This window comes from Dyella sp. ASV21 (assembly GCF_016428975.1).
In the GTDB taxonomy this organism is placed as follows: Bacteria; Pseudomonadota; Gammaproteobacteria; order Xanthomonadales; family Rhodanobacteraceae; genus Dyella.
The window spans coordinates 1-12116 of the sequence record NZ_JAELTT010000020.1; the positions used below are offsets into that span (position 1 = coordinate 1).

A 12116-nucleotide genomic window follows, 5' to 3' on the forward strand; every position below is an offset into this window, starting at 1 on the left:
GGGCACGAGCCGCGTCGGCGAAGCCACCGGTTGGCGCTGGGAGGCGTACGGGGACGCCCAGATGACCGTTCGACCGGGCGAGCGCTGTCCGCGCAGTGGCACTTGGCTGCCCACGTTGCCGCTGGGGCGCCCGAGTACTTCCATGCGCAGGTGCGGCCCACGCGCATGGAGGCCGGGCGGCCCGTACTCAAGTTCGGCTTGCCCAGCGCGGCGCAGGAAAACCAGGTCGTGTGGACGTGGATCGGTGCGTAATCACACATCGCGTTAGGCTGCATCGATTTCGCGCATCTTCCCTGCGAAGGAGGCGGCGCGCTTCTAAAGTTGCGGGATGCGCCACGCCTTGCGCGCGGCGCATCCGTCTCTGGCGCTTACTTGGCGCTAAGCACCAGATGCGCGTTCACCTTCACCTCGGCGCCGATTACCGAGGTATCGGCGTACTCGCCGCCGCCCACGCCGAAATCCAGGCGCTTCACGGAGCCGGTGACATCGAGCGTGGCGCCCGTGCCCTGCGGTTTGAAGCTCACGTTGAGGCTTATGGGCTTGGTCACGCCGCGCAGGGTGAGGTTCCCGTCCGCCACTACCTGCGCGCCGTTCTGGCGAAAGCCGGTGGTGACGAAATGCGCCTTGGGGAATTTCGCCACGTTGAAGAAGTCCGCGCCGGGCAGGGCGGAATCGCGATCGTTGTCGCCGGTTTTTGCGCTGGAGAGATCCACTTCCACATCGAACTTGGAGCTGGCGAGCTTGGCGGCGTCATAGCTGATGGCGGCGGTCCATTTGCTGAAGCTGCCGTCGAACGCCTGGCCCTGGAAGCTGCTGGTAAAGCCGAGTTTGCTGCCGGCCGGCTGCACCGTGTATTCGGCGGCGCTGGCAAGGCCCGGCAGCGCCAGGGCGAGCAGCAGGGGCGCGATCAAACGAGGTTTGAAAAGCGCGGGAGCGAGGTTCTTCATGTGCGGTCTCCTTGGGAGGTGGCATCGGCGCGCACGCGGCTAAAGGGGAGCATGCGGCGCAAGGTGTTGTCGCGATCGAACAGGTGATGCTTGAGCGCACCGCCCACGTGCAGCACCAGCACCGCCACCAGTATCCAGAACAGCTTTTCGTGGATGCCGTGCGCGAGATGGCGCATGTCCGGGTTGGCGGCCGCGATCGCGGGCAGGTTGAACAGCTTGAAGAACTGCAACGGCTTGCCGGCGACGGAGTTGAACCACCAGCCGCTCAGCGGCAACGCCACGATGAACAGGTACAGCAGGCCATGCACCGCGTGCGCGGCCAGTTGCTGCCAGCGCGGGGCGGGATCTTCAGCGGGGCGGCGATCGCCCATGCGCCACAGCAGACGCAGCAGGAACAGGGCAAGCACGGTCAGGCCGATGGATTTGTGCAGGGCCAGCCAATTGATCTTCTGCATAGGCGAACTGGCCAGATCCATGGCCAGGCCGAACACACCGTTGCCGAGAATCAGCAACGCCGTGGTCCAGTGGAAGAATTTGGCGACCGAGCCCCATTGGCGGTCGTTACTGCGCAAGCTCATGGATGCTCCTTGTTCGTTGAGTCGTGTTTATCCTCGATGGCTTCCAGCACCAGCCAGATGCTGACGTTGTGACCGATCGAGTTGGCATTGGCGGTGATGCCGAAATCATCTCGCTGCAACTGGGTGGTGGCGGAAAACCCCACGGCCGTATGCAGGCCATAGATCGTTGCACCGAGTCGATTGAAGGTGAATGACACCGTCACCGGGCGGGTGACGCCGCGCAAATTGAGGTTGCCATGGAGCAGGCCGTGCGTGCTGTCGGTCTGCTCCACCGCGGTACTGACGAAATGGGCATAGCGTGCGGTCGCGCTGTCGAGAAAGGCGGGCTTGAGCACGGCGGCGTTCCACTCGGCATCGCCCATGTCCAGGCTGGCCAGGTCGATGTCCAGTTCGGTGGACGACTGGCTCCAGTTGTCCGGGTCGAAGCGCAGCCAGCCCCGGGCGATATGCAGTCGGCCAAAGGGACGCGAAAAGCCGTTGTGATCGATACTGAAAAGGATCTGGCTGTGGGTGGTGTCGTAACGGAACATCGTGGGCGCCGCGTGCGCAGCCGCGAGCGGCAGCCAGGCGCAGGCCAGCGCGAAGAACCATCGATTGAACCGGCGTAGATGTGACATGGGCGAAGCATGGAGGAACGCCCACGCAGGCGCCAGCCGCCATGCCGGAACGGATTGTTTCCACGGCGCGCCTTTCACGCAGCCTTGATGCGGAGGCGCCGATACCGCCTAAAGCCTGTGGCCGCTGCGCGCGTTCTGGCATCATCCTCTGTCTTGGGGGAGACCATGCTGCCGTCCTTGCTGCTCAGCGCCTTCCTGTTTGCCAACATGCCCGTGCCGGCTGGCGCGGTGGCTGGCCCTGTCTCCGCGCCGGCACCGGCGCCGACGGCCGCCTTGCCCACACCGCAGTTTCGCCGCTATGGCACCGCCGAAGGCTTGCCCAGCAGCAGCGTCTACACGGTGGTGCAGGCGCCCGATGGCGCCATGTGGTTTGGCACCAAGGGCGGTATTGCGCGCTATGACGGCGTGGGCTTTAAGGTGCTCCGCCATGGGGAAGGCGACGCCCGGTCGTTGTTCAACAACGGCATTTCCGCGCTGGTGTTCGACCGCAGCGGCTCGCTCTGGGCGGGCGGTCTGGAGGCTGGACTCAACCGCTACGACGAGCGCTCCAACACCTTCGAGCATTGGGGGCACGACGCCAACGACCCGGCCAGCCTGCGCAGCGACAAGGTCTGGACGATGGCGCAGACGCCCGATGGCGTGCTGTGGGTGGGCACCGCGCAGGGGCTGGATCGCATGCGCCCCGATGGCCGTGGTTTCGATCACGTGGATATCAGCAGCCCGGAGAACGGTCCGGTCGGCACGGTTGGCGCGCTGTTCGTGGACCCGCGCGGCCAACTGTGGATCGGTGGCGAGAACGCCATCTATCGGCGCGATGCGGCAGGTGCGATCCATACCATCCACACCGAGTCGCCGGATCAGCCGATCGATGCGTGGCGCATCGAAGGCGACGACGCGCAGGTTCGCGTGTCGTCCTCGCATGGCCTGTTCCTGATCGGCGCCGACGATATCGCGCGGCAGGCCGGTGCCGGCGAACTGCCCGAAACCAATATCCTCAGCAGCGTGCGTGACCAGGCAGGGCGCCTATGGGTGGGCACGCAGCACGGGCTTTATTTGCAGAACGGCGCCGGCCGGCCGATTCAGGCGGTAACCGATCAACCACTGGTCTACGGCAACCTGCCGGGCACCTGGGTATGGCAGATCCAGTCCGACAGCGAAGGTGGCCTGTGGATCGCCTTGCTCGATGGCGGCGTGGGTTACCTGGCGCCCGGCTGGAACAGCGTGAGCCGTTTCACCCACGTGCCGGACGACGAACGCAGCCTGCGGGACTCGATGGCGTCGGCGGTGGCGCGTGGCAGTGGCGACACCATCTGGGTGGGCGAGCGCCGCGGTCGCGTGGATCGGCTCAAGCCGGCCACCGGTGAGGTCGAGCACGTGCTGTCGGGGCTGCGCGGTGACGTGGTGGGCTTGACCGAGGATCCCTCGCAGCGATTGTGGATCACCGTGCAGGGCGCCTTGTTCCGCTATGACAAGGGCAAGCTCGACCTGGTCAAGGCGAGCGGGCAAGGCATGAAGCACCCGCTGGAGGTCGAGGTCGGCCCTGACGGCAAGTTGTATGCGCGCACCTTCGGCGAAGGTCTGTTCCGGGTGGATCAGGACACCCTTGCCGTGACGCCGGTGCCGTTTGTCGATGCACAGGAAAAGGCGCGCTGGGGCAGCCAGATCACGCTCAAGAACGGCACCTTCTGGTACGCCAGCGACGGCGGCATGATGCGGCTGAATCGCCAGTACTCCGCCTTCGAGCCGGTGCCCGGCGTAACGGGCGACAAGGCGGTGGACGCGTTCGACTTTACCGACGATGGCCTGTGGATGGCCCGCCCCGATGGCCTGGAGCATTACCACTATGACGGCGACGGGCTGGCGCTCGATGACAAGATCGATGCCGCGCATGGCTGGCCGTCGATCAACGTGGTCGACCTGGCGGTGGACAAGTATCACCGCGTGTGGGTATTCGGTCGCGACGGTCTGTGGCGCTTCGATCCACGCAACAATCGCTTCCATGAACTTGGCCTGCAAGATGGCCTCAGCAATGGCGAGTTCCTGCGCGGCTTCAGCCGTACGGCGGACGGCACCATTTACGCACCCACACTGGGCGGCGTGATGGGTTTCAACCCCAATCGCATCGACGCCAGGCTCAAGCCACCCGCGTTGGCGATCACGCGCGTCAGCGTTTTGCGCGATGGGGTAAAGCGCGAGTTGGTCATACCGCCATCCGGCGAGCTGTCCTTGGGCTGGAAGGATCGCGGCCTCAATGTCGAATCGCGGGTGTTCTCGTACGTGGACCCCGCCGCCAACCGTTACCGTTTCCGCCTGAAGGGCGTGGATACCAGCTGGATCGACACGGGCACCCGCGGCGAACGCGACTTCGCTGGCGTGGGTACCGGCGATTACACCTTGGAGGTGATGGCGGCGGGTGCCGACGGGGTGTGGACGCATTTGCCGCAACCGCTGCACCTGCATGTGCAAGCGCCGCCGTGGGCGCGCTGGTGGGCCTGGTGTATGTATGTGGCGCTGGCGGCCGTACTGGTGTGGCTGGGGTTGCAGGCGTGGCGCCGTCGCCTGGCGCAGCGGCACCAGATCCAGTTGGCCGAGCAGCGCAGTCGCATGGCCGAACAGGCCAGCGCGGCCAAGACGCAGTTCCTTGCCACGCTAAGCCACGAGATCCGCACGCCGATGACCGGCGTGATGGGCATGGCCGAGCTGTTGCTCAGCACACCGCTCAGTCATACCCAGCGCGAGTACGCCGAGGCCATGCAGCGGTCCGGCGGCATGTTGCTCAAATTGCTCAACGATGCGCTGGATCTGGCGCGCATCGAAGCCGGCAAGCTCGAGCTGGAATGCACGCCGTTCGATCCCGTAGGCCTGGTCAACGATGTCGCGCAGTTGGAGCTGGGGCAGGCGCGCGCCAAGGGGCTGCGTTTCCAGGTGGAGATACCCGACGAATTACCGCATCGCATGATCGGCGATGCGCTGCGCATCAAGCAGGTGCTGTTGAACCTTGCCAACAATGCGTTGAAGTTTACCGAGCGTGGCAGCGTGATCTTGCGCGTGCGGCGTACCGACGACGGCGTGTGCTTCAGCATCATCGATACCGGCCCGGGCATTCCCGAATCCAGTCAGGCACGCCTGTTCCAGCGTTTTGAGCAAATCACCGGCCCGCAGCGCCGCGCGGGCAGCGGATTGGGCCTGGCGATCTGCCGCGAGCTGGTCGCCATGATGGGTGGCAGCATCGAGCTGGAGTCGAAGGTGGCCCACGGCAGCAGTTTCCACGTATGTCTGCCCTTGACGGTGGCGCACGAGCCACTGGCGCCGGCGTTGGCGCGCGGCGACGACGATGTGTCCGAGCAATGGAATGTGCTGCTGGTGGAGGACGACCCCATCGTGGCGGCGGTGATACGCGGGCTGCTCGAGCGTGTGGGTCATCAGGTGCGCTACGTAGCCAACGGCTTGGCCGCTCTGGCCGAGCTGGCGCAGGCGCCGTGCGATGTGATGCTTCTGGACCTGGATTTGCCGGGTATCGACGGCTTTCAGATTGCGCGCTTGATTCGCCAGCGCGAGGAAGCGGGCCATCGCATGCCAATCGTGGCGATTACCGCGCGCTCCGGTGGCGATGAGGAACTGCGGGCACGCGAGGCCGGCATGGATGGTTTCCTGCGCAAGCCGCTCACGGGTGAGCAGTTGTTGGACGCAATTCGCGCCCAGTTGGCCAACGTCATCGACGTGGCGGGCAGTGCGGCCTGAGCGCCGCAGCGCTTACATATCGAATTTGTTGACCTCGAAGCCGCGTCGCTTGTACTCGGTCCAGCGCGTGCGTGAACCATCGCGCTCGGCCGGATCGGCGGCAACCACCTCCAGCACGCGGTCGTAGCGGCCAGGTGCGCATTCCTCGCGCAGGTTGATCAGCAAAGGACGATCGGCCGTTTCGATGCCCGGGGGCACGATCAGCACGGCGGTGTACTCGTCGTCGTCGTCGCCGGCCAGCTGATGCGTGATGAAGCCATCCGGGTCGAACTCCCACAGCAGCTCGTCGATGGCTTCGGCCTGGCCAAAGTCGCGGGCCAGCACCAGCGAAGGCTGCTGCGCGGCGAACGCGCGCTTGGCCAGTTCGCATACCAGCAACAACGGTTGCTCGCGAAAGCGCGGCTTGTCGATCAGATAGAAGTCGGCGCGAGGCATGAGATGACGGCTGTGAGTGGAGAGGAGGGAGAGAGGGCCGGGGCCCTCTCTCGTGGCTCACTGCATGGACTTAGGCGGCGCTGCGGTCGATCAGCCACTGCACCAGCAGCGGCACCGGGCGACCGGTGGCCAGGCCCTTGCGACCTTCGTCCCAGGCGGTGCCGGCGATATCCAGATGCGCCCAGCGCTGGCCTTCGGTGAAGCGCGCAAGGAAGCAGCCGGCCGTGATGGCGCCCGCGTTCTTGCCGCCGATGTTGGCGACGTCGGCGAAGCCCGACTCCAACTGCACCTGGTAGTCGTCCCATAGCGGCAGGCGCCATGCGCGATCCAGCGTGGTTTCACCGGCGGCGATCAGCTCGGCGGCAAGGTCGTCGTGCTTGCTCATCAGGCCGCTGGCGTGCTTGCCCAGTGCGATCACGCAGGCCCCGGTGAGGGTGGCGGCGTCGATCAGCACCTTCGGCTGGAAGGTCTGCGCGGTATAGGTAAGCGCATCGCACAGGATCAGGCGGCCTTCGGCATCGGTGTTGAGCACTTCGATGGTGAGGCCGGAAAGGCTGGTGAGCACATCGCTCGGACGGTAGCTGTCACCGTCGGGCATGTTTTCCACGGCCGGCACCACGCACACCAGGTTCACCGGCAGGCCCAGCTTCACCGTGGCCACGAAGCTGCCGAGCACGCCGGCGGCGCCGCCCATGTCGAACTTCATTTCTTCCATGCCCGGGCCCGGCTTGAGGCTGATGCCGCCGGTGTCGAAGGTGATGCCCTTGCCGACGAAGGCATACGGCTTGTCGCCCTCGACGCCACCCTTGTATTCCAGGATCACCAGCTTGGGCTTGTTGGTGGAGCCACGGCCCACCGCCAGCAGCGAGCCAAAGCCCAGTTCGCCCATCTTCTCGTGGTCGAGCACGGTGCAGTTCACCTTGTCGTGCGCGGCGGCGAACTGTTCGGCCTGGGTGGCGATGTAGGCCGGGTTGCAGATGTTCGGCGGCAGGTTGGCCAGTTCGCGGGCGAAGCGCACGCCTTCGGCCACGGCGGCAGCCTGCTGCAGGCCTGCCTGGGCGTCGTCGTTGGCGACGAAGGTCATGGCGGCCAGCTCCGGCTGCGCGGACTTCTCGCGCGGCTTGAACGTAGCGGTGTAGCGATAGGCGGCGTGGTCGGCGGCAAGGGCGGCGGTACGCACGCGCCAGGCGGCGTCATGGCCGGGCACGTCCACTTCGGTGAGGAAGGACACGGCGCTGTCGATCGGCAGGCGACCCAGGGCGCGGGCTGCCTCGTTATTGACCTTTTGGTAGCGTGCACCGTCGAAGGTCTTCTGCGTTCCCAGTCCAATCACCAGCACGCGCTTGGCTGCGACACCCTCGGGGGCGAACAGTACGGCGGTGGTGCCGGCCTTGCCGTTGATGTCCCCGCTTTCGACCTGGCGCTTGATGGCGCCGTTCGCGGCGGTGTCCACGCGAGCGGCGGCACTGGTGAGCACACCGTTCTCATAGACGCCGACCACCACGCAGGGGGTTTCGACGGTTTCGGGAGCGGCGGAGCCAAGGCTGAACTGGAGAGTCATGAAGATGTCCTGCAGAAAGGTCCGGTACGGCCCGGACAGGCTAGACTTGGGGTTTGCCGGTCCCCAAAGGGGGCGGCACGGAGCCCTTCATCTTATCGCATGTCGAGAATCTGTCCCCATGAGCCGGATGAGAGCACGTACACTAGACGGTCTTTTCCCGCGCCGGGACGGTTCCGGCTGGGCGGGCCACGGCGTGCGTGAGGGCTGGTTCTGAGCATCCTCGATCGATATTTCCTCCGAGAGCTGGCGCAGACCATCGCCGCCACCGCGATCGTGCTGCTGGCCATCATGGCCGGCACCTCGTTTGCGCACGTGCTTCAGCAGGTTGCCAACGGCAGCTTTCCCGCCAGCGTGATGTTCCAGGTGCTGGGGCTGAACATGCTGGATGGCCTCACCACCCTGTTGCCGCTGGCTGCCTTCCTGGGCGTGCTCAATGGCCTGGGCCGCATGTATCGCGAAAGCGAGATGCACGTGCTGGCCTCGTCGGGCATGGGTGCCGCGGGCCTGTTGCGCCCTATGTCCATCCTGGGCGCCAGCGTGGCCATCCTGGTCGGCCTGGTGTCGATGTGGCTGGGTCCGTGGGCGGCGCGCACCTCCGACCAGTTGGTGGCGGAGGCCAATCGCTCCGTGATCGCCGCCGGCCTGGATGCCGGTCGTTTCACCGAGCTGCCGGGCAAGGGGGGCATCATTTTCGTGGACGCCCTGAGCCGCGATGGCAGCACGTTGGGCAACACGTTCATCGCCACCGAGCGCACCGGCAAGGACAACGTGCCGCATGTGAAGCTGGTGACCGGCAAGCACGGCCAGCTTTATCAGGAGACCGACGGCAACGGCCGTTTCCTGGCGTTGTGGAACGGCTTTCAGTACGACATCCCGTTGGGCGCGGACAACTGGCGCAAGATGCAGTACGAGCGCAACGATGCCTCGCTGTCCAGCATCCAGTCCGACGACGACAGTGAAGATCCAGCGCACTCGCTGACCACCCTGGCGTTGTTGCGCGTGGACAACCCCGACGCGCGCGCCGAGTTCGCCTGGCGCACCATTGCGCCGGCGATGACCCTGGTGCTGTTGGCGCTCGCATTGCCCATGTCGCGCCAGAGCCCGCGTGAGCCGCGTTTTGGCCGCATGTTCCTGGCAGTGCTTACCTTCTATCTCTATTACTTGCTGCTGGCCCTGTGCCGCGGCCAGATCATCAAGGGTCACTGGCATCACTCGGCCCCGATGTGGGGAGTGACCTTTGTCGTGTTTGGCATGGCCGCCTGGATGTTCCGTAGCCAATACATCGAGCGCAAGCCGCGCAAGGCGGGTGCCTGATGGCTAGCTTGCGCATCCGCCGCGTCGACTGGCTGGTCGGCACCTCGGTGCTGGCCTCGATGCTGATGGTATGGCTGGTGATTACCGGCCTCGACGCGGTGGTGCAGTTCCTGCGCCAGCTCGGCAACGTCGGCAAGAACGGTTACACGGTGACCAACGCCGTGGTCTACGTGCTGGTGACCTTCCCGCGCCGCCTGTACGAAATGTTCGGCAACGCGGCGCTGATCGGCGGCTTGCTGGGCTTGGGCGGCCTGGCTTCCACCAACGAGATCACCGCTTTGCGCGCCTGCGGCCTGTCCAAGCTGCGCATCGCCGCATCCGCGGTGGGCGTGGTGGCGATTCTGATCGTAGGCGTGGTGATCCTGGGCGAAACCGCGGCGCCGTGGGGCGACCAGCAGGCCCAGGCCATGCAGTTGCGCCTGAAGACCAACAACGTGGGTATGGGCGGTTCTTCGGGCCTGTGGGCGCGCGATGGCGATCGCATCATCAATGCCAAGGGCTGGATGGCGCATCGCACCGGCACGCACAGCACCGTGCAGCTGCACGACGTGCGCGTGTTCACGCTGACGCCGGATGGCCAGGTCACTCGCTTTGACTGGGCCAAGACGGCCGAGCACGATGGTCGCCAGTGGGTAATGGCCGAGGTGCGTTCCACCACGTTGGATGAGCAGGGTACGCACAGCACCACGGCGGCGAGCCAACGCTGGGATTCCAGGCTCAATCCGCAGGTGCTGGAGCAGTCGGTGATCCAGCCGCAATACCTGCCCATGCGCGACCTGCGCCGCAATATCAGCTACCTGGAACAGAACGGGCAGAACCCCGGCGTATACGCCATCGCCTTCTGGGCGCGCGCGTTGTACCCGCTGAACGTGCTGGTGCTGGTGCTGTGCGCCATGCCGTTCTCGTTCGGCACGCTGCGTTCGGGTGGCCTGGGCAAGCGCATGTTCATCGGCATGCTGTTGGCCATCGGCTGGTACTTCCTGCAGAAGGCCATGGTGAACTTCGGCACCGTCTACGGCGTGCCGCCGCTGCTGGCCAACCTGTTGCCTGCGGTGATCCTGGCGGTCATTGCATGGCTGTACTTCCGCAAGCACGGTTAGCGTGCGCAACCGGCAGGAGCGCGCATCGGCGCTCCTGCAACGGGCTTCACTCGTCCGTAGCGGACGTGTGCGACTGCGCATCCGCCACGAACTGACCATCTTCGGCCAGCCGCGCGAACAGGCCGCCATGGCGGATCAGCTCGTCGAAGCGCCCCTGTTCCACCAGCCGTCCTTGATCCAGTACCAGGATCAGGTCGGCGTTGCGCACGGTGGACAGGCGGTGGGCGATCACGAAGGTGGTGCGGCCTTGGGTCAGGCGATCCAGGGCGCGCTGGATGCGTACCTCGGTGGCGTTGTCCAGCGCGCTGGTGGCTTCGTCAAGGATCAGGATGGGCGCATCCTTGAGCATGGCGCGGGCAATGGCCAGGCGCTGGCGCTCGCCGCCGGAGAGTGAGCGACCGCGTTCGGCCACCATGGTGGCCAGCCCTTCCGGCTTGCGCGCGATAAAGGCGGCCGCTTCCGCAGCAGCCACGGCCTGTTCGATGTCGGCCAACGCCGCGTCCGGATTGCCCACGCGCAGGTTGTCCAGGATCGAGCGGTAGAACATGCCCGGTTCCTGGAACACCACGCCGATATTCTGTCGCAGCGACTCCAGCGTCACATCACGCACATCATGTCCGTCCACGGTCACTCGTCCCGCGCTGGGATCGTAGGCGCGATAGAGCAGGCTCAACGCGGTGCTCTTGCCGGCGCCGGTGGGGCCGACCAGCGCCACCGTGCTGCCTGGGGCCGCGCGAAAGCTCAGGTCGTGCAGCGCGGGTTGTACCGGGTCGTAGCCAAAGCTCACCTGTTCGAACACCACTTCGCCACGCACGCGCGGCAGCACGAGGGCGCCGGGCTGGTCCTCGATCTCGGGGCGACGGTCCAGCACCGCGAAGAAATCGCGCAGCGACTGCGTCTGGAAGAACATGCTGGAGATGAAGGTGGCGAATTGCTCCAGTCGTCCGATCAACAGCATCGAAAAGCCGACGAAGCTCACGATGCCGCCCACGCTGATCTCGCCACGTGCATGCAACGCGGCGCCCAGCGCAAAGATCGCCACGATGGTGAGTGTGCTGGCGGCGCGATTGAGCACCGACAGAATGGCCCAGCCACGCAATACCGGATACTGCGCATCGAGCACGCGACCCATCATGTCGCGCAGCGCGCGCGACTCCGCCGCCAGGCGCGTGAAACTCTGCACCACCGTGACGTTGCCGAACACGTCGCCCGCGCGGGTGGCGATTTCGTGGTGCAATTCCTCCACCTCGCCCTGCGCCTTATGCGTGCGTTGCACCGCGACCGCGTTGAAGATCGAGAAGCACAGCAACAGGGCGATCATCAGCAGGGCGAGTTTCCAGTTCAGCCACAAGGCCACCGGCACCATCACCACGATGGAGAGCAAGGTCGCCAGATGCTCGCGGAAAAAGCTCAGCCACAGGCCGAACAGATTGGTCACGCCGTTGTTCATGATGCGGCCTAGCCGGCCGGTGTGGTATTCGCCATGAAACGCCTGTGGCAGCGCCGCCGCATGTTCAAAGAACAACGCGATGGCCGCCAGCCGGCGCCGATGCGCCAGTCGATCCGCGTGCAGCGACACCCACACATTGGCCACCACGCCAAACAAGCCCACGGCCGCCCACAGCGCGATATAACGCGAGGCATGGCCCTCGCCCGTGGCGGCCAGCGCATCCACCACCTTGCCGAACAGCATCGGCTCGAGGAAGAACACGCCAGCCAGGGCCAGGTTGGCGATCGCCAGGGTGATCGCCAGGCGCCGCTCGGGCGCGAGCAGGCCGATGACGCGTAGGTACAGACGCAGGAACGACATGCCGCAGCCCCCG

The 12116-nt window shown here is 65.6% G+C and carries 10 protein-coding genes; 4 read left to right on the plus strand and 6 right to left on the minus strand.

Going from position 1 to position 12116, the window contains the following annotated elements:
• On the plus strand, positions 1–252 hold a 252-nt coding region (locus JHD67_RS22335; RefSeq protein WP_233171759.1), incomplete at its 5' end, for a hypothetical protein.
• Between the two features lie 116 nt (positions 253–368).
• Here the strand turns inward: JHD67_RS22335 and JHD67_RS08960 are convergent.
• The 3 genes from JHD67_RS08960 to JHD67_RS08970 are packed head-to-tail and all read right to left on the minus strand — an operon-like array spanning position 369 to position 2142.
• Positions 369–947 (minus strand): YceI family protein, encoded by a 579-nt coding sequence (locus JHD67_RS08960; protein WP_199098835.1) that lies wholly within the window; start codon positions 945–947, stop codon positions 369–371.
• Complete coding sequence (locus tag JHD67_RS08965) at positions 944–1525, minus strand: cytochrome b (RefSeq protein WP_199098836.1); 582 nt, start codon at positions 1523–1525, stop codon at positions 944–946. Before JHD67_RS08965 ends, JHD67_RS08960 begins: the two co-directional genes overlap by 4 nt.
• Positions 1522–2142 (minus strand): YceI family protein, encoded by a 621-nt coding sequence (locus tag JHD67_RS08970; RefSeq protein WP_199098837.1) that lies wholly within the window; start codon positions 2140–2142, stop codon positions 1522–1524. Before JHD67_RS08970 ends, JHD67_RS08965 begins: the two co-directional genes overlap by 4 nt.
• A gap of 165 nt (positions 2143–2307) precedes the next feature.
• On the opposite strand from JHD67_RS08970, the gene JHD67_RS08975 reads away from it, so the two are divergent.
• Positions 2308–5883 (plus strand): hybrid sensor histidine kinase/response regulator, encoded by a 3576-nt coding sequence (locus JHD67_RS08975; protein WP_199098838.1) that lies wholly within the window; start codon positions 2308–2310, stop codon positions 5881–5883.
• 12 nt (positions 5884–5895) lie between these two features.
• Here the strand turns inward: JHD67_RS08975 and JHD67_RS08980 are convergent, their stop codons facing one another.
• The gene (locus JHD67_RS08980; RefSeq protein WP_199098839.1) at positions 5896–6318 is read right to left on the minus strand and encodes a DNA polymerase III subunit chi; all 423 of its coding nucleotides are present in this window, start codon (positions 6316–6318) and stop codon (positions 5896–5898) included.
• 70 nt (positions 6319–6388) lie between these two features.
• On the minus strand, positions 6389–7879 hold the full coding sequence (locus tag JHD67_RS08985) for a leucyl aminopeptidase (RefSeq protein ID WP_199098840.1): 1491 nt from the start codon (positions 7877–7879) through the stop codon (positions 6389–6391).
• A 216-nt stretch (positions 7880–8095) separates the two neighbouring features.
• Between JHD67_RS08985 and lptF the strand changes: the two genes are divergently transcribed.
• Positions 8096–9193 carry an LPS export ABC transporter permease LptF gene (lptF, locus tag JHD67_RS08990; RefSeq protein WP_343214346.1) on the plus strand — a complete coding sequence of 366 codons (1098 nt, stop codon included), beginning with the start codon at positions 8096–8098 and terminating at the stop codon, positions 9191–9193.
• Positions 9193–10293 (plus strand): LPS export ABC transporter permease LptG, encoded by a 1101-nt coding sequence (gene lptG / locus JHD67_RS08995; RefSeq protein ID WP_199098841.1) that lies wholly within the window; start codon positions 9193–9195, stop codon positions 10291–10293. Before lptF ends, lptG begins: the two co-directional genes overlap by 1 nt.
• 46 nt (positions 10294–10339) lie before the next feature.
• Here the strand turns inward: lptG and JHD67_RS09000 are convergent, their stop codons facing one another.
• Positions 10340–12103, minus strand: coding sequence for a glucan ABC transporter ATP-binding protein/ permease (locus JHD67_RS09000; RefSeq protein ID WP_199098842.1), 1764 nt, complete (start codon positions 12101–12103; stop codon positions 10340–10342).
• Positions 12104–12116 lie beyond the last annotated feature (13 nt).